This window comes from Actinosynnema pretiosum (assembly GCF_024171695.1).
GTDB classification, from domain to species: domain Bacteria; phylum Actinomycetota; class Actinomycetes; order Mycobacteriales; family Pseudonocardiaceae; genus Actinosynnema; species Actinosynnema pretiosum.
In genome coordinates, this window is sequence record NZ_JAMTCF010000029.1 from 54,639 (window position 1) to 72,016 (window position 17,378).

14 protein-coding genes are annotated in these 17,378 nt (G+C 73.2%); 11 read left to right on the forward strand and 3 right to left on the reverse strand.

What is annotated here, in order from left to right; all coding sequences use genetic code 11:
- Nucleotides 1-451: 451 nt before the first annotated feature.
- The gene (locus LV78_RS38030; protein ID WP_015801184.1) at nt 452-1,336 is read right to left on the reverse strand and encodes a sigma-70 family RNA polymerase sigma factor; all 885 of its coding nucleotides are present in this window, start codon (nt 1,334-1,336) and stop codon (nt 452-454) included.
- Nucleotides 1,337-1,571: 235 nt separating this feature from the next.
- Between LV78_RS38030 and flgN the strand changes: the two genes are divergently transcribed.
- The 8 genes from flgN (at nt 1,572) to LV78_RS38070 (ending at nt 9,415) form a co-directional block, all read left to right on the forward strand.
- Nucleotides 1,572-2,054 carry a flagellar export chaperone FlgN gene (flgN, locus tag LV78_RS38035; protein WP_015801185.1) on the forward strand — a complete coding sequence of 161 codons (483 nt, stop codon included), beginning with the start codon at nt 1,572-1,574 and terminating at the stop codon, nt 2,052-2,054.
- A gap of 2 nt (nt 2,055-2,056) precedes the next feature.
- The gene (gene flgK, locus LV78_RS38040) at nt 2,057-3,436 is read left to right on the forward strand and encodes a flagellar hook-associated protein FlgK (RefSeq protein WP_253851050.1); all 1,380 of its coding nucleotides are present in this window, start codon (nt 2,057-2,059) and stop codon (nt 3,434-3,436) included.
- 6 nt (nt 3,437-3,442) lie between these two features.
- Nucleotides 3,443-4,321: a flagellin N-terminal helical domain-containing protein gene (locus LV78_RS38045; protein WP_096492860.1), complete on the forward strand. Its 879-nt coding sequence runs from the start codon at nt 3,443-3,445 to the stop codon at nt 4,319-4,321.
- On the forward strand, nt 4,318-4,830 hold the full coding sequence (gene fliW, locus LV78_RS38050) for a flagellar assembly protein FliW (protein ID WP_253851051.1): 513 nt from the start codon (nt 4,318-4,320) through the stop codon (nt 4,828-4,830). Before LV78_RS38045 ends, fliW begins: the two co-directional genes overlap by 4 nt.
- The gene (locus LV78_RS42135; RefSeq protein ID WP_425546876.1) at nt 4,817-5,044 is read left to right on the forward strand and encodes a carbon storage regulator; all 228 of its coding nucleotides are present in this window, start codon (nt 4,817-4,819) and stop codon (nt 5,042-5,044) included. The genes fliW and LV78_RS42135 overlap by 14 nt, the downstream gene beginning before the upstream one ends.
- 582 nt (nt 5,045-5,626) lie before the next feature.
- On the forward strand, nt 5,627-7,324 hold the full coding sequence (locus LV78_RS38060; RefSeq protein ID WP_308208802.1) for a S8 family serine peptidase: 1,698 nt from the start codon (nt 5,627-5,629) through the stop codon (nt 7,322-7,324).
- Between the two features lie 73 nt (nt 7,325-7,397).
- Nucleotides 7,398-9,038 (forward strand): ATP-binding protein, encoded by a 1,641-nt coding sequence (locus LV78_RS38065; RefSeq protein WP_253851052.1) that lies wholly within the window; start codon nt 7,398-7,400, stop codon nt 9,036-9,038.
- Entirely contained in the window at nt 9,035-9,415 is a 381-nt protein-coding gene (locus tag LV78_RS38070; RefSeq protein ID WP_253851053.1) for a response regulator, read from the forward strand. The genes LV78_RS38065 and LV78_RS38070 overlap by 4 nt, the downstream gene beginning before the upstream one ends.
- 55 nt (nt 9,416-9,470) lie before the next feature.
- On the opposite strand, the gene LV78_RS38075 is transcribed toward LV78_RS38070, so the two are convergent.
- On the reverse strand, nt 9,471-10,250 hold the full coding sequence (locus LV78_RS38075) for an SDR family NAD(P)-dependent oxidoreductase (RefSeq protein WP_253851054.1): 780 nt from the start codon (nt 10,248-10,250) through the stop codon (nt 9,471-9,473).
- A 147-nt stretch (nt 10,251-10,397) separates the two neighbouring features.
- Between LV78_RS38075 and LV78_RS38080 the strand changes: the two genes are divergently transcribed.
- Entirely contained in the window at nt 10,398-11,021 is a 624-nt protein-coding gene (locus LV78_RS38080) for a TetR/AcrR family transcriptional regulator (RefSeq protein ID WP_253851055.1), read from the forward strand.
- A gap of 34 nt (nt 11,022-11,055) precedes the next feature.
- On the opposite strand, the gene LV78_RS38085 is transcribed toward LV78_RS38080, so the two are convergent.
- On the reverse strand, nt 11,056-13,221 hold the full coding sequence (locus LV78_RS38085; RefSeq protein ID WP_253851056.1) for a sensor histidine kinase: 2,166 nt from the start codon (nt 13,219-13,221) through the stop codon (nt 11,056-11,058).
- 340 nt (nt 13,222-13,561) lie between these two features.
- Between LV78_RS38085 and LV78_RS38090 the strand changes: the two genes are divergently transcribed.
- Nucleotides 13,562-15,841 carry a sensor histidine kinase gene (locus LV78_RS38090; protein WP_253851057.1) on the forward strand — a complete coding sequence of 760 codons (2,280 nt, stop codon included), beginning with the start codon at nt 13,562-13,564 and terminating at the stop codon, nt 15,839-15,841.
- Entirely contained in the window at nt 15,838-17,046 is a 1,209-nt protein-coding gene (locus tag LV78_RS38095; RefSeq protein ID WP_308208803.1) for an HDOD domain-containing protein, read from the forward strand. The genes LV78_RS38090 and LV78_RS38095 overlap by 4 nt, the downstream gene beginning before the upstream one ends.
- Nucleotides 17,047-17,378 lie beyond the last annotated feature (332 nt).

Sequence of the window (17,378 nt, forward strand, 5' to 3'; positions counted from 1 at the left end):
CCGGGTCTGAACCTGCTGGTGGTGCCGTGGTGCGACCCGTGTGGAACGGGGCCTTGCGACCCGCCTGAGCGGGCTCCTGCTGCCCGCGTGAGCGGGCGTCGCCCTTCGAGGGGAAGGGCGGGCTCTGGGGGACGCCCGCGCTGGAACCTGCCCCGGTGGGGCGTTCGCGGCGCGGAGGGCGTCTGAACCGGGGAGTGCTCACCCGGTGGAACCGTTTGCCACCAAAGAGAGCGCTTCAACGGGCGTCGTCGACACCGGGAGTGTCCCCAGTGGACGTCTGCGCCGGAAGGGCGTCCCAACGGGTGTCACCACTGCGGGCGACGACCGGGGGCAGACGGGGAAAAGCGTTGTCGTGCAACAACAGCCGTGCGAGTACAGGAGGAGCGGTGCCGGGCGCCGGTGCCCTGGCGGAGGCCCGTGGCGGGCCCGGTCCTCGCGATGACGGCCTGGATCAGGCGGTCTTCGCGATGACCGGGACGCCCAGCGAGCTGGTGTGGCTCAGCCTGCTGCGCATGGTGCCCTGCGCGGCGACCGACGCGTAGTAAGCGGCCTTGCGGCGCGCGGCGCACCCGTCGGGACGGGCGGGCTCGGGCAGGCGCTCCGGGTCCAGCTGCGAGTTCAGGCCGTCGCGCAGCAGCGCGATCGCCTCGGCGCGCAGCTGCGACACGCGGGACTCGTGCACGCCCAGCTCCTCCGCGATCTCGGCCATCGGCCGCTCCTCGAAGAAGTAGCCGCGCACCACGGTGCGCAGGCGGTCCGGCAGCGCGTCGATCGCCGAGTGCAGGTAGCCGATGCGCTCGCGGCCGAGCAGGGTCTCCTCCGGGCCGGGCTGCCGCTCGGGCACGACCTCCTCCAGCACGCCGCCGGTGAAGCCCTGCAGGCTCAGCAGCGCGGAGCGCTGGACGTCGTCCTGGACGGCGGTGACCTCGCGGGTCTCCACCTCCATGATGCCCGCGATCTCGGCGGTGGTGGGGGTGCGGCCGTGCTTGGAGACGAACTCGTCCTGGACGGCGTTCATCTTGCGGGCCTTCACGCGGACCGAGCGGCTCGCCCAGTCCTGGCCGCGCAGCTCGTCCATCAGGGCGCCGCGGACGCGGACCACCGCGAAGGCGGCGAAGGGGGCGCCGCGCGAGTCGTCGAAGCTCTTGGCCGCGGCGACCAGCGCCAGGTTCCCGGCCGACATGAGCTCCTCGCGGCGGACGTGGACCGGCACACGGGCCAGGACCTCGCGGACCAGGTGGCCCACCAGGGGGAGGTGCTTGACGATGAGCTCCTCGGCCTCCGCGGCGGTGCGAACCGACTGGACCGCCTGCGTCGCCTGCTCCTGAACCATCATGTCCACTCCCGGTGTCCTCGTCCGGGAGCCGTCTGTTCCCGGTGGTCCGGGAGCCGTCGTCCCGGTGACAGGGAGAAGATTCCGGCGCTCGGGTGAGCAGCCCGGTTGTTGCTTCGGTTGCCTATCGGTTGCGGATTTTTCGGATCACAGGGGCAAAAACCTCAGGTGCCCGAGCGCCCTGCCGTTGCCGGGTGCAAGACCTGCTGACGGACCAGGTCAGGGACGAGGACTAGAGATGGGCCTGTCGGAGACATCCACGATTCTCTGGCGGCAGCGAGAGCTGCTGACCATGCTGCTGTACAAGCTGGAGGTGGAGAGCCTGGTGCTCGCCGCCGGTCGCACGAGGTGGCTCGGGGCCGCCACCCGCGAGGCCGAGCTGGTCCTGGAGCAGGTCCAGCGCACCGAGCTGCTGCGCACCATCGAGACCGACGAGCTGGCCGCTGAACTGGGGTTGCGGCCCGGCGCGAGTCTCGCGGAGCTGGCGGACGCGGTCCCGGACAGCTGGCGGGAGGTGTTCACCGAGCACCGCAAGGGGCTCGTCGCCATCGCGGCCGAGATCGACGCCATCACGCGCTCCAACAAGGAGCAGCTCACCGCGGGCCAGCGCGCGGTCAACGAGGCGCTGCGCTTCGCGGGCGGCGCCAGCGGCCTCTACCGCGCCGACGGCTCCACCGCCTCCGGCGTGCCGATGTCCCGACTCGTGGACGAGGCGGTCTGAGCATGAGCAGTACTTTCTCGGGGATCACCAGCGCGCTCGGCGGGATGCAGGCCGCCAGGCGCGGGCTTGAGATCGCGGGGCAGAACATCGCGAACGCCCGCACCGAGGGCTACTCGCGCCAGCGCGTGGAGACCGCCGCGGTCGGGGGAACCGCGAACGCGGCCTTCTACGCCACCCCGCCCGTCGCGGCGGGCAGCGTCGAGGTCACCGGCATCACCCGGATGGCGGACGCCTTCCTGGAGGCGCGCGGACGCACCGAGCACTCCAAGCAGGCCTACCTGGACGGTCGCGAGGAAATCCTCGCCACGACCGAGGGACTGTTCGACGAGCCGAGCGACAACGGCCTCCAGGCCCAGCTGACCGGCATGTGGAAGTCCTGGACCGACACCGCCGACAACCCCGGCGACAGCGCGGTGCGCAACCAGCTGGTGGTCTCCTCCGGCGTGGTCGCCGACCGGCTCAACAACCTGGCGCAGACCCTCGGCGGCGAGTACACCGACACCAGGGGCCGCCTGGACAGCACCCTCAGCGAGATCAACACCGGCGCCCGCAGGCTCGCCGACCTGAACACCGCGGTCGTCCAGGCCAAGCAGCACGGCCTGCCCGCCAACGAGCTGCTGGACCAGCGCGACCAGCTCGCGCTGCGCCTGGTCGAGCTGACCGGCGGCACCACCTCCACCGGCGCGGACGGCTCGCTGGACGTGCAGCTGGGCGGGGTCTCCCTGGTCTCCGGCTCCACCGCCCGCTCGCTGACCCTCACCGGCTCGGCCACGCTCACCGGCGCCGCAGGCGACCCGGCCACCGTGCGCTGGAGCGACGACGCCAGCGCCGCCCCGCTCACCGGCGGTTCCGGCGGCGCGCTGCTGGAGGGCCTGACCACGATCATGCCCGACTACCTGGCCCAGCTGGACCAGGTCGCCTCGAAGCTCGCCACCGGCGTCAACCAGCAGCACAGGGCCGGGTTCACCCCGACCGGCGCGGCGGGCGGCGACTTCTTCAGCGGCACCACCGCCGCCACCATCAGGGTCGCGCTCACCAGCGGCGACCAGGTCGCCACCTCGTCGAGCGCCACCCGCGCCCTCGACGGCGGCAACGCCGACGCGATCTCGGCGCTCGCCCGCTCGGCCACCGGCCCGGACGCCGCCTACCGGCAGACCGTCGTGAAGATCGGCATGGCGGTCCAGACCGCCGCGAGCCGCTCCGCGACCCAGGCCTCCATCACCGCGCAGGTCGACGCGGCCCGCCAGTCCTCCGCGGGCGTCAACCTGGACGAGGAGCTCACCTCGATGCTGACCTACCAGCGCAGCTACGAGGCCGCCGCGCGCGTCATGAGCGCCGTCGACTCGATGCTGGACACCCTCATCAACCGGACCGGGAGGTAGTCCCCGGTGAACATCTCCCGCGTGACCGAGCGCTCCATGTCGACGGGCATCCTGTCGAGCCTGCAGCGCAACCAGAACAAGATGGACCAGCTGCGCGAGGCCATCTCCAGCGGCAGGCAGCTCACCAAGCCCTCCGACGGCCCCACCGACACCGTCTCGGCGATGCAGCTGCGCACCGAGATCGCCGAGCGCGGCGCGTACTCGCGCAGCGCCGTCGACGGCCAGGCCCGCCTCGGCGCCGCCGAGACCGCGCTCTCCTCCACCAGCGACCTGCTGCTGCGGGCCCGCGACCTGGTGCTCCAGGGCAAGTCCGCGCAGAGCCAGGACTCCCGCGAGGCCATCGCGGCCGAGATCGACGCCATCCGCACGTCGATGATCGGCCTGGCCAACACCACCTACCTGGACCGCCCGGTCTTCGGCGGCACCACGGCGGGCGGCCAGGCCTTCGCCTCCGACGGCAGCTACCTCGGCGACGACGGCCAGGTCATGCGCCGCATCGCCAACGGCACCCAGGTGCGCGTCGACGTCCCCGCCGACACCTTCGGCACGGGCAGCAACCAGGTCTTCAAGGTCCTGGAGTCGATCGCGGGCAACATGCGGAGCAACCCGGCCGGGTTGTCCGCCGATCTCGATCGGTTGGATTCCGGGATCAAGACGGTCAACACGGCCGTCACCGGCATCGGCACCCGATACGGTCAGCTGTCGGCGGCGGACGACGCGGGGCAGGCCCAAGTCGTGACGCTGTCGGCCAGGCTGTCCCAGATCGAGGACGTGGACGTGGCAGCCGCGGTCGTGGAGCTCCAGACCCAGACGGTCGCCTACGAGGCGTCCCTCGCCGCGACCGCGCGCATCGTGCAGCCCTCGCTCCTGGACTTCCTGCGATGACCGCCGTCCTGGAGAGGGGAGCGAGGACCACGAGCACCACAGTGGACGAACAGCTGCCGACCATCGAGTTCGTCACGCCGCTTCCAGGGTTCCCGCACCACCGGACCTTCGTGCTGGTGTCGCTGCACGAGGAGGGGCTGCTCTACGCCCTGCGCTCGGCGGACGACCCCGGCCTCAGGTTCCTGGTCGTCCCGCCCGCCCCGTTCTTCCCGGACTACGCGCCGGTCGTGGGCGAGGAGGCGCTGGACCAGCTGGGCACCCGCGAGGCGGACAACCTGCTGCCGCTGCTGGTGGTGACCGTGGGTGACAAGGCGGCCGGTGCGACGGCGAACCTGCTGGCGCCGATCGTGGTCGACCAGCGGAGCAGGCGTGCGGTCCAGGTCGTCCAGGCGGATGATCTGCCCACGCGCGCACCGCTGGCGCGTGACGTGCCGGCCCCCAACGCGGGAGGAAGACCGCAGAATGCTAGTGCTGACGCGACGGGCGGGGGAGAGCTTGCGGATCGGTGACGACGTCACCGTGACCGTGCTCGACGTCCAGGGCAACGTCGTGCGGGTGGGCATCCAGGCCCCCCGCTCGGTGGCGGTGCACCGGGACGAGCTGTACCGGGCGCTGCGCATCGCCAACGAGCAGGCCGCCCTCAAGCCGGGGGCGCCGGAGCCGGACCTTGACCAGCTGCTGGGCTCGCCACCACCCCCTCCCGAGGAGGGCGGGGCGGGCTGACCTCCCGGCAGGGAGGAGCGGCTCCACCGGAGCGACGACGACGCTGAGCAGGGGCCGCCGTGACCCAACGGCGGCCCCTTCGTCGTACCCCGCTCCGGCGTACTCCGGTCCGTCGTGCCCCAGCCCGCCGTACTCCGGTCCGGCGTACTCCGGTCCGTCGTGTCCCGGCCCGCCATACCCCGGTCCGCCGCGCCACGGCCTCCGCGCCTCGACCTCCGCGCCTCGGCCTCCACGACGCGCCCGATCCCCCGTCACCGCGCCCCACGCCTGCCCGGCGAGCGCCGCCGTCCACTCGCGACGCTTCTCCGTCCACTCGGGACGTGGTCCGGGTCTCCCCGGAAAGTCCTGTGCCGCAACCGATCGCGACCGTTTCAGCACCTGTTGAGCGCACCCTCCCGTTTCGGGGACAACTGAATCACCACCAACGTGGCACTTGATACGCAACGTTTTTAAGCTTTCCCACGAAGGAGTGAAAAAAAGCCTGTAACTCACTCAAGTAGGTGAGATCGCTTCCGTACTCCTCGCTCGTAGAGCACGTGGCGCAGGAGGCGCGCGTGCGACCTCTCTGAGTGAGGAGTTCCCGTGAGCGCATCTCACCGGGAGTGGGCCGACCGGGCTTCCCGCCCGGCGCCGGGCATGGACGCCCGGTCCACCAGGTGGCGCAAGCGCGCCGCCGCGTCCGCCATCGCCATCGCCACCGGGGTGGGCGTGCTCGCCTCGGCCGGTTCGGCGGGCGCCGCCGACGTCGAGGGCGAGATCCGCGCCGTCCCCGGCGCCAAGGTCGTCAGCAACCGCTACCTGGTCGTCCTCAAGGACAGCCCCGAGGCGTCCTGGTCGGTCGGCAGCAAGCTGGTCACCCGCTTCGGCGGACGAGTGCGCGTCACCTGGTCCGACGCGCTGCAGGGCTTCTCGTTCGAGGGCACCGAGCGCCAGGCCAGGCGCCTGGCCGCCGACGCCCGCGTGTCCTTCGTCGAGCCGGTCACCGAGGTGACCACCAGCGGCACCCAGACCGGCGCCGCCTGGGGCCTGGACCGCCTCGACCAGCGCGCGCTGCCGCTCGACGGCAAGTACACCTACCCGAACACCGCCGCGAACGTGACCGCGTACGTCGTGGACACCGGCATCCGCACCAGCCACGCCGACTTCGGCGGCCGGGCCACCATCGGCTACGACGCCGTCGGCGACGGCCGCAACGGCCAGGACTGCAACGGCCACGGCACCCACGTCGCGGGCACCGTCGGCGGCACGACCTACGGCGTGGCCAAGCAGGCCAAGCTGGTCGGCGTGCGCGTGCTGAACTGCCAGGGCTCGGGCACCAGCGAGCAGGTCGTCAACGGCCTCAACTGGATCACCCGCAACGCGGTCAAGCCCGCCGTCGCGAACCTGAGCCTGTCCGGCGGCGTCAACTCCGCCATCGACCAGGCCGTCCGCGCCTCCGTCGCCTCCGGCGTCACCTACGTGGTGGCCGCGGGCAACGGCGACGCCCAGGGCAACCCGAAGGACGCCTGCTCCGTCTCGCCCGCCAGGGTCGGCGAGGCCATCGTGGTCGGCGCGACCGACCGCACCGACACCAAGGCGTCGTTCTCCAACTACGGAACCTGCGTGGACGTCTTCGCGCCCGGCGTGTCCATCGTGTCCGACACCGCCTCCGGCGACACCTCCACCGCCAGCTACAGCGGCACCTCGATGGCGGCCCCGCACGTCGCGGGCGTCGCGGCCCTGCTGCTGTCGGCCACCCCGTCGCTGTCCCCGGCCCAGGTCCAGTCCAAGATCACCTCCTCGGCCACGGCCAACGCGGTCAAGAACCCGATGACCGGCTCGCCGAACCGCCTGCTGTTCGTCGAGCAGGCCGCCGCGACCACGCAGCCGCCCACCACGACCACCCCGCCCACCACGACCCCGCCGGTGACCACCACCCCGACCAACCCGTCGGCGAAGGTCTTCGGCAACGGCGCGGACGTGGTCATCCCGCAGAGCCGGTCGGTGGCCAGCGCCATCACCGTCACCGGCATCGGCGGCAGCGCGCCGTCCGCGCTGTCGGTCACCGTGGCGATCAAGCACCCCAGCCGCGGCGACATGCAGATCGACCTGCTCGGCCCGTCGGGCCGCGCGTACCGCCTGGCGAACCTCAACGCCAACGACACGGCGGCCGACGTGAACACCACCTACAAGGTCGACGCCTCCGGTGAGACCGCCTCCGGCTCGTGGCGGCTCCGGATCCTCGACGTCCTGCGCCCGGCTTCGACCGGAACGCTCGACTCCTGGTCGCTGACCTTCTGACCACCGACGCGGCAGCCGCGCCCCCGCACCTGGGGGCGCGGCTGCCGCCGCACCAGCCCCGAGAGCGGCAGCCATGATCCAGAACGCGGTGGTCCAGACCGACCTCCCCTCGCTGCGCACCTGCGTGGACCTGTCCCCGGACCCGGCCGCGGTCGTGCGCCTGACCGGCGACGTGGTGCTGGTCAACTCCCGGATGCTCGCCGTCTTCGGCTACGCCGAGGACCAGGTCGTCGGCCGCAGCGCCACCGACTTCGCCCCCGAGGCCACGCGCGAGCTCCTGCGCTGGCAGCGCGGCGACTTCGTGAGCCTGCTGCTGGCAGGTCAGATGCCCGAGACCATCCGCCTGCACGCCCGCCGCAGCAACGGCGCCACCTTCCCGGTCGAGGTCAGCGCCTGCGTCGTCGTCGCCGACGGCGAGCTGATGGCCCTGCTGACCGTGCGCGACATCGAGCAGCGCCTCACCGAGCTGGAGGCCCAGGAGCGCAAGCGCGCCGACGTGGACGACCGCGCGCTGGCCCGCCGCAACCAGGCCGAGCGCCTGGAGAGCCTCGGCCAGCTCGCGGGCGGCGTCGCGCACGACTTCAACAACCTGCTCGGCGTCATGCTCAACTACACGACGTTCGTCGAGGAGGAGCTCGCCGAGGCCGCCGAGGGCGACGGCGAGCACTGGACCCCCGTCCTGGAGGACCTCATCCAGGTCCGCAGGGCGGTGGAGCGCGCCGCCCAGCTGACCAGGCAGCTCCTCGTCTTCGGCCGCCGCGAGGTGGTCAGGGCCCGCCCGTTCAACGTCAACTGCGTGGTGGCGGGCGTCGAGCCCATGCTCCGCCGCACCATCGGCGAGCACATCGTCCTGGACATCGAGCTGGACCACGAGGTCAAGCGGGCCTTCGCCGACCCCGGCCAGATCGAGAACGTCCTGCTCAACCTCGTCATCAACGCCCGCGACGCCATGCCCGGCGGGGGCAGCCTCACCGTCGACACCGGCATGATCGAGCTCGACCCGGTCACCGTCGCCCAGCGCCCCCAGCTCCAGCCCGGCGAGTACGTCCGCCTGCGCGTCAGCGACACCGGCGAGGGCATCACCGACGACGTCCTGGAGCGCATCTTCGAGCCGTTCTTCACCACCAAGCCCAAGGGCGAGGGCACCGGCCTCGGCCTGGCCACCGTCTACGGCATCGTCCAGCAGGCGGGCGGCGACGTGCAGCTCTACTCGCAGCCCGGCCTGGGCACCACCGCCTCCGTCCTGCTCCCGGTCACCGAGGCCGAGACCCCGGAGGAGGACGACGGCCCCGAACTGCTGCGCGACGGCGGCGAGGGCGGCACCATCCTCCTGGTGGAGGACCAGGTGGCGCTGCGCGAGGTGACCCGCAGGCTCCTGGAGCGCAACGGCTACGACGTCATCACCGCCCCGAACGGCATGGCCGCGCTCCGCATCGCCCACGACCACGACGGCCACATCGACCTCGTCCTCACCGACGTGGTCATGCCGGGGATGCTCGGCAAGGAGCTGGGGGAGCGCGTCACCCTGGTCCGCCCCGGCGTCGCGGTCGTGTACATGTCCGGCTACGCCCAGCCGGTCCTGACCTCCCAGGGCACCCTGAACCCCGGTGTGGTCCTGGTGGAGAAGCCGTTCTCGGAGGCCGAGCTGATGTCGAAGGTCCACGCGGCGGTGGAGAACCACCGCGCCAGGGCGCTGGCGGGCGACCCGAGGTGACCACCACCGAGCTGGCGGGCGCCCCGGTCCTGGTCGTGGAGGACGACCCGGACATCCGCGAGGTCTACCGCAGGGTCCTGGTCAAGCTCGGCTGCGAGGTCCGGCTGGCCGACAGCGGCGCCGCCGCGTTCGCCCTGGTGGCCGGGGGCTTCGCGCCCAGGGTCGCCTACGTCGACCTCGGCCTTCCCGACCTGTGCGGCGGCGAGGTCATCGCGCGGCTCCGCGCCATGGGCCTGGCCGCCTCCTGCTCGTTCGTGGTGGCCAGCGGCTCGGGCGACGACTCCGCGGTGCTGGCGGACGCGGACGCCGTGATGGCCAAGCCCTTCGGCGTGGCCGCCCTGCGCGCCCTGACCAGGACCCTCGCGACGAAGCCCTGACGACCGGCTCAGCGAGGAAGCCCCGACCACCTCCCGGTGGTCGGGGCTTCCCGCGTCACGCGGCTTCGCGCCGGAGGGCCGGTCCGAGGAGCAGGCCCCCGTCGACCACGTACTCCGCCCCCGTGACGAACGAGGCCTCCGTCGAGGTCAGGAACAGCACCAGCCCGCTGACGTCGACCGGCTCGCCGAGCCGGGGGACGGCGAACGGCTCGGGCGAGTAGAAGTCCGAGATCGGCGCCGAGGCGCCCGCCGCGGGCTCCGTGATGAACGGCGTGGCGATGACGCCGGGGTGGACGGCGTTCACCCGGATCCGGTCGCGCCCCAGCTCCAGCGCGGCCGTCCTGGTGAGCCCGCGCAGGGCCCACTTGCTCGCGACGTACGGCGCGTAGTGGGCGGTGCCGCCGAACCCCATCGTCGACCCGACGTTGACGACGGCGCCCCCTCCCGCGCGGCGCAGAGCTGGTGCGGCGGCCTTCAGGCCGAGGAAGGCCCCGGTCAGGTTCACGTCGAGGACGCGGGACCAGGTGGCCGGGTCCGTGGTCTCGACCGTCGCGGGCGGGTTCTGCACCCCCGCGTTGTTGACCAGGACGTCCAGGGCGCCGAAGGCGCTCTCGGCCGCCACCACGGCGGCCTCCCACGCGCTCTCCTCGGTCACGTCGAGCCGCACGAACCGGGCGCGGTCCCCGAGCTCCCCGGCGAGGGCGGCGCCGCGCTCCGCGTCGAGGCCGCCGATCACCACGTTCGCCCCCTCCGCGTGGAAGGCGCGCACGTGGGAGGCGCCCTGGCCGCCGGTCCCACCGGTCACGAGCACGGTCTGGTCGTCGAAGCGGGGCATGGACTGCTCCTCGGGCACGTGGGCGACCTGGTCGGGGCGGCCGATCGGCGCCCTGCGACCAGTGGTGAGCCGAGCGACTCACCTCACCTCAGACCCTAGAACCGGCGGCAATGGCGAGTCAAGCCACTCACCTCGTATGCTCGCCCCATGACCGGGACCACGTCGACCTACCACCAGCGCGTGGCAAGGGAGAAGCGCGCGCTGATCGTGACGGCCGCGACCGCGCTGTTCCTCGAACTGGGCTACGACCGGACGTCACTGGCCCGCGTCGCGGAGCGCTCCGGCGTCTCGAAGGCCACCCTGTTCAAGCAGTTCCCGAGCAAGGCCGCCCTGTTCGACGCGATCGTCACCGAGTCCTGGGCCACGACCGACGAGCAGGCCCCGCCCGACCCCGGCGACCTCGTCGCGGGCCTGACCACCATCGGCCACCGCTACGCCGCGCTGCTGGGCCGCGCCCGGATGACCGACCTGTTCCGGATCGTCATCGCCGAGCTGCCCAGGTTCCCCGAACTCGCCCACGCGCAGTTCGCGCAGGGGAAGCTGCCCTACTTCGAGTCCGTCCGCCGCTACCTCCTGGCGGAGCACGACGCGGGCACGGCGCGCGTCGAGGACGCCGAGCTGGCGGCCACCCAGTTCCTGGGCATGATCTCCAACTACGTCTTCTGGCCCGCGCTCCTGGTCCCGGACTGGCAGGTCCCCCCGGACCGCGTCACCCAGGTGGTCGACGAGGCGGTCCGCACCACCGCCGCCCGGTACGCCACCACCCCCTGAGCGGACCCCCGAACCGGCGGCCCGCCCGAGCACCTCACGCCAGGTCGTCCCAGTCCTCGGCGTGCACCGGCAACCACACCCTGGTCACCGTCCCGTCCTCGACGCCGAAGACCTCGATGGCCCCGCCGTGCCACTCGGCGATGGCGCGGGCCAGCACCGTGCTGACCCCGGTCGACACGGCGGTCCGGTCGGCCCGGCCCCACCGCCCCAACCGGGCGATCGCCGAGTACATCCGGCTCCCGCTGGCCTGCAGCGGCCTCGGGTCCAGCACGTCCAGCACCCACCGGCCCTGCCTGACCCCGGTGGTCACCGCGACCGACTCCCCGTCGGTGCTGATCCCGATGGCCGCCGACAGCGCGTAGTCCAGCATCGTCACCAACCGCTCGGCGTCGCCGAGCACGGTCACCGCCTCCTCCTCCGAGGACACGACCAACCGCACCCCGCGATCCGACGCCCGGTCCTCGATCCGCCGCATGACCCCGCTCAGCAGCGAGGTGATGTTGGCCGGGCTGTGGTCCGCCGTGACCGCCCCGCCCTCCAGCCGGGCCAGGTCCACCAGGTCCTCGACCACGCTCAGCAACCGCGAGGCGTTCCGCTCGATCGCGTCCGCCAGCTGCCCCTGCACCCCGCCGGAGTCCTCGGACTCCTCCTTCAGCAGGGCGGCCGAGGAGGCCACCACGGTCAGCGGCGTCCGCAGCTCGTGGCTCATCGACGACACGAACTCGGTCCGCAGCGCCACCAGCCGGGTCAGCTCCTCGTTGGACAGCTCCAGCACCCGCTGCGCCGCGACCCGCTCGGTCACGTCCTGCATCACCAGCAGCGCGCCGACCCGCTCGTCCCCCAGCCCCACCGGCTGGTAGCTGTACTCCACCGCCCGACCGTCGAGCAGCTCCAGCTCCCCGCTGACCTCCTCGTCGAGCACGCCCTCGCCGATGAGCTGCTCCACCGGGTGCCTGGTGGCCCCGATCGGCCTGAGGTGCTGCTGGAGCAGCGTCCCCGTCACCGCGCTCGGCGACAGGTCGATCCCCAGCCAGGACAGCGCGGCGGCGTTCGCGTGGCCCACCCGCCCGTGCTCGTCGAACTGCACCACGCCCACGTTCAGCACGTTCACCATCGTGCGCAGCCGGAACGCCTCCTGGCGGGCGCGGCTCTCGGCCAGCCCCCGCGCGGTCACGTCCACCGCGAAGCCCACCACGCCCCGCACCGCGGGGGAGTTGAGCATGTTGCGCAGGGTCACCTGCATGAGCCGCCAGCGCCTGCCCGGCACGCCCATCCGGATCTCGAACGTGCGCATGGTGCCGCCGATCTGCCGCACCTCGCGCATCGCGTCGCCGATGACGTCCAGGTCGTCGGGGTGCACGAACCGCAGCGCCGCCGCCACCGGCTCGCCGCCCAGCGACCGCGCGTCGATGCCGGTCTCGGCGGGCGCGGACACCCACTTGATCGTGCCGTCCTCGGCCAGCACCAGCACCAGCACGGGGGAGCGGCTCATCAGCGCCCGGTGGAAGTCGCCGGCCTCGGCCTCCGGACCGCCCCACGTGCTGTTGTCGACCCGGCGCAGCGAGCAGGTGACCCGCCCGCCCTCCGGGGTCTCCTCCAGCTCGATCACGGCCTCCAGCTCGATCTCGGAGCCGTCCGCGTGCCGCGCGGGCAGGTCGAACCGCAGCGGCATCGCCGAGTCCCCGGAGATGGCCTGGAGCTCGCCGACCATGCCCGCGAACGACTCGCGCACGTGCTCGGGCACCAGCAGGTCCACGATCCGCTCGCCCAGCGCCCGCTCGCGCGGGTGGCCGAGCAGCTCGGCCGCGCCGTCGCTGAACTCCACGATCCGGGTGGACGCGTCGGTGACGATCCGCGCCGACCCGACCTCGTCCCCCTCCAGGCCGTCGGCGCCGCCGGTGGCGCCCGTGCCCGCGAGCACGGCGTCCAGGGTGCGCACGATCGCCTCGGCGGCGTGCACCACCTCCACCCGGCGCACGCCCTCGCCGGACAGCACGACACCGCCGTGCTGCACGCGCAGCAGCACCTCGTCCTCGCCGGTGGGCGCGGTCTCCTGCGGGCCCGCCCAGCGGACCGAGTCGATGTCGGGCAGGGAGCGCAGGGAGTCCAGCGCCTTGCGGCGGGTCCGGGAGATGGGCTGGTCGCGCCGGGTGATCTCGACGATCGTCGAGGACAACTGGTCCAGGATGTGCGCGGGCACGTTCCGCTCCTTCCGCCGCGTCGTTGCTCTCGTGCTCGACCACGGCGTCGGCCGATCGGGTGAATGCCTTAAGGCCTGCTCCCCACCTGCACCCGTGGGGTCCCAAGCGCACCCGTCCCGCCACCGAACCCCGGCGCGGATCGACTCACATCACACCGGGCGGGGCCGTAGGGACCGGGCACACCGGCCACCACCCGCTCGGGTGAACCGGGTGACCGAGCTGTTCCGAGCTGCTCCGACCCCGTCCCAACGGCAGGCCGGTCCGGGTCCTGACCGGGACCGGCCGTCGCCGGGGTCACCCCCGAGCCCCAGCGGCCCGGCGCCCCGCCCAGGAGGACCCATGCCCGGCCCCACCCCAGCCCCGGCCCACCGGGGAGCGCTCGCCCCCGAGGTCTTCCGCTCCCGGCACCGCGTCATCCGGCTGATCACGTTCCTGCTGGTCCCGCTCGTGGTCGCCACCGGTTTCGCCTCCGGCACGCTGGACGGCACGGTGCACACCGGCGACCAGTCCGCCTGGGTCGTCGCCTTCGCCGCCACCGCCCTGGCCTGCGCCGCGTTCGGCGACATCGCGCACGGCCAGCGCGGGCGCGCGGTGAGCGTGGCCATCGGCCTCGACGCCGCCGTGAGCGCGCTCGTGCAGGCCATCGGCGGCAGCACCCACCTGCACCTGGCCTACCTGGTCGCGATCGCGCTGGTCGGCCTCTACCAGGACTGGGTGCCGCTGCTGCTGTCCGTGCTGCTGGTCTTCGTGCACCACCTGGCGTTCGGCGCCCTCGCGCCCGAGCTGATCTACTCCGACGGCACCCCGCACCACCTGGCCCTGCCGCTCGCCCTGCTGCACGGCGCGCTGGTGCTCGCCATGTGCGCGGTGCAGATGGTGCACTGGCACTTCGCCCGCGCCTCCGAGGCCGCGCTGCGCCGCTCCCACGAGGAGACCCGCAGGCTGGCCCTGGTCGCCCGCCGCACCTCGGACGGCATCGTCATCACCGACGCCGACGGCGTGGTCGAGTGGGCCAACGAGGCGTTCTACCGGATGACCGGCCTCACCCCGGCCAAGGTGGAGGGCCGCACCAGGGCGGGCCTGTTCCCCGAGCCGCTGTCCCCCGAGCACGCCGCCGCGCTCGACCCGGCCACCGCCCTCGCCTCGTCCACCGCGCGCGGCCCGGTCGGCGGCGAGCTGGAGTTCGCCACCGCCACCGCCTCGGGCAGGCCCTACCGGACCGCCATCGAGGTCCACCCGGTCACCGAGGCGGGCGTGACCAGGGTGTTCCTGGTCGAGCGGGACGTCACCGCCCGGCACGAGGCCGAGCAGGAGCTGCTGCGGGCCCGCGAGCGCGCCGAGGCGCTGACCGAGGAGCTGAGCAACGAGAAGTTCCTGCTCTCCGACGTGATCTCCTCCATCCCGCAGCTGCTCTACTGGAAGGACACCGCGGGCCGCTACCGGGGCGCCAACCAGGCCCTGCTGGACGAGCTGGGCGTCACCACCGCCGACGAGGTCATCGGCCGCACCGACGCCGAGGTCGGCCTGGTCGGCCCGCTCGCCGAGGGCATCCGCTCGGTCGAGCGGCAGATCGACGAGACCGGCCTGGCCGTCATGGACCAGCACATCAGCCTGCCCGTCTGGGAGGGCCCGCCGCGCAGCTTCCTGCTCAGCGTGCTGCCCCAGCACGGCCCGGACGGCGCCCGCACCGGCCTCATCGGCGTCGGCGCCGACGTCAGCCGCGTCGCCGACCTGGAGCGCGCCCTCGCCCAGGCCAACCGCCTGGAGGCACTCGGCCAGCTCGCCGCGGGCGTCGCCCACGAGATCAACACCCCGGTGCAGTTCGTCTCCGACAACACCAGCTTCCTCGCCGAGTCCTTCGGCGAGCTGCTCACCGCCGCCATCGCCACCCGCGCCCTGCTCACCGCCGCGACCGCCGCCGACCCCACCAGCTCCGCCCCGGCCGCGTTCGACCTGGACGCCGCGCTCGCCGTCGACGCCGCGCTCGACATGGACTTCCTCACCGAGGAGGTGCCCAAGGCCATCACCGAGTCCCAGGAGGGCCTGGAGCGGGTCACCGGCATCGTCCGGGCGCTCAAGGACTTCTCGCACCCCGGCGCCGGGCGCGGCGCGGTCGACGTCAACCGGGCCATCGAGAGCACCGCGCACATCTCCCGCAGCGAGTGGAAGTACGAGGCCGAGCTGGACCTCGACCTGGACCCGGAGCTCGGCCTGGTGCCCTGCTACGAGAGCGAGCTCAAGCAGGTCGTGCTCAACCTCATCGTCAACGCCGCCCACGCGGTCGCCGAGCGGCGCGCCACCGGCGAGCAGTCCCCGCTCGGCCGGATCACCGTCGGCACGCGCCGCAGCGGCGACCAGGTCACCATTTCCGTCGCGGACACCGGAACCGGCATGGACGAGGGCACCAAGCTCCGCATCTTCGAGCCGTTCTTCACCACCAAGGAGGTCGGCAGGGGCACCGGCCAGGGCCTGAGCCTGGCCTACAACGTCGTCGTGCAGATGCACGGCGGCCGGATCGACGTCGACACCCACCTCGGAGAGGGCACCGTGTTCACCCTGACGCTCCCCCTCGACGCCGTCGCCACCGACGGCGCCCTCCCGCTGGCGGTGTTCGCGTGAGCGCCGCGCACCGCGTCCTGTTCGTGGACGACGAGCCCCAGGTCCTGTCCGGCCTGCGCCGGTCCCTGCGCAAGCACTCCGACCGCTGGGACCTGCGCTTCGCCGAGGGCGGCAGGGCCGCGCTGGAGGTGATGGCCGCCGAACCGGTCGACGTGGTCGTCACCGACATGCTCATGCCCGGCATGACCGGGGCCGAGCTGCTCGCCGAGGTCCGCAGGCTGCACCCCACCGCGGGGCGGCTCGTGCTCTCCGGGCACGCCGACCGGGAGGCGGTGATCGCGGCGGTCGCCTCCACCCAGCAGTTCCTGTCCAAGCCGTGCGACGCGGACCGGCTGGTGCGGGCCGTCGAGCAGGTGCTGACCGTGCGCGACCTGGTGCTCGACGACCGGCTGCGGGTGGTGCTCGGCGAGGTCCAGTCCCTGCCCAAGCCGCGCTCGGTGCACCAGCGCATCCTGGACCTGACCGCGCGCGAGGACTGCGACCTGGAGCAGGTGGTGGAGCTGGTCGAGAGCGACATCTCGCTGTGCGTGGAGGTGCTCAAGCTGGTCAGCTCCTCGTTCTTCGGGCAGCAGCGGGAGGTCGGCGGCATCGCGCAGGCCGTGTCGCTGCTCGGCGTCGACACCATCCGGGCGCTCGCGATCAGCGGCAAGGTCTTCTCCAGCGGCGCCACCCCCGACAACCTGGACCTGGCGGCGCTGCGCGCCCGGTCCGTGCGCACCGCCGCGCTGGCCCGCGACATCGCGCTCGCCGAGGGCTGGGAGACGCCGGTCGTGCACCAGGCGTTCCTGGCGGGGCTGCTGCGCGACGTGGGGCTGCTGGTGCTGGCGGACAGCCAGCCGGACGCCTACCGCGCCATCACGGCCGTGCCGGAGGACGAGCACTGGGCGGCGCACGACGCGGAGGTCGCCGAACTGGGCTGCTCGCTGCCGGAGGTGAGCGCGTACCTGCTGGGCACGTGGGGGTTCGCGATGCCGGTGGTCAGGGCGATCGCGGGCGCCCCGGCCGCCGCCGAGGGCGCGACGGGGGAGCGGACGGCGCGGGCGGTGGACTTCGCGCGGCAGCGCGCGGTCGGCCGGGCGCGGGTGGACCCGGCGGCGGGGGACTGGCTGGACGCGGCGCGCCTGGAGGCCTGGGACCGGGTGTGCGACCGGGCCGCGCCGGGGCGGGGGGAGCCGCTGCGGGAGGCGGTGGTGCAGTCCCGGTGACTCGGGCCTGGTGGCGCCGGTTTTCGACGGCCGGGCAGCACCCCCAGTGCTGCCCGGCCGGGAGCGGGGCGGTCGCCGCCGCCCAGGGACGCCACCGGTGGTGGACCGCCCGTTCCGGGCGCGTGGCCTGCGCCCGGCGCGGGCCGGGAACCGGGGACCCGCACAGCGAATGTAAAGAACCCCAACCTGTTCCGAAAGCCTTTGCACCTTCGCGCAAAAGCCCAGCTCGCCACCCCTGCGCAACCGACCATCCGCACCCCCGCGCCCGCACCCCGACCCCGCACCCCGACCCCGCACCCCGACCCCGCACCCCGACCCCGCACCCCGACCCC

What these genes read in the sequence shown, in the direction of transcription:
- LV78_RS38030 (WP_015801184.1), bottom strand. Translation starts at nt 1,336, where the DNA reads ATGATGGTTCAGGAGCAGGCGACGCAGGCGGTCCAGTCGGTTCGCACC.
- fliW (WP_253851051.1), top strand. Translation starts at nt 4,318, where the DNA reads ATGACCGCCGTCCTGGAGAGGGGAGCGAGGACCACGAGCACCACAGTG.
- LV78_RS38065 (WP_253851052.1), top strand. Translation starts at nt 7,398, where the DNA reads ATGATCCAGAACGCGGTGGTCCAGACCGACCTCCCCTCGCTGCGCACC.
- LV78_RS38090 (WP_253851057.1), top strand. Translation starts at nt 13,562, where the DNA reads ATGCCCGGCCCCACCCCAGCCCCGGCCCACCGGGGAGCGCTCGCCCCC.
- flgN (WP_015801185.1), top strand. Translation starts at nt 1,572, where the DNA reads ATGGGCCTGTCGGAGACATCCACGATTCTCTGGCGGCAGCGAGAGCTG.
- flgK (WP_253851050.1), top strand. Translation starts at nt 2,057, where the DNA reads ATGAGCAGTACTTTCTCGGGGATCACCAGCGCGCTCGGCGGGATGCAG.
- LV78_RS38075 (WP_253851054.1), bottom strand. Translation starts at nt 10,250, where the DNA reads ATGCCCCGCTTCGACGACCAGACCGTGCTCGTGACCGGTGGGACCGGC.
- LV78_RS38080 (WP_253851055.1), top strand. Translation starts at nt 10,398, where the DNA reads ATGACCGGGACCACGTCGACCTACCACCAGCGCGTGGCAAGGGAGAAG.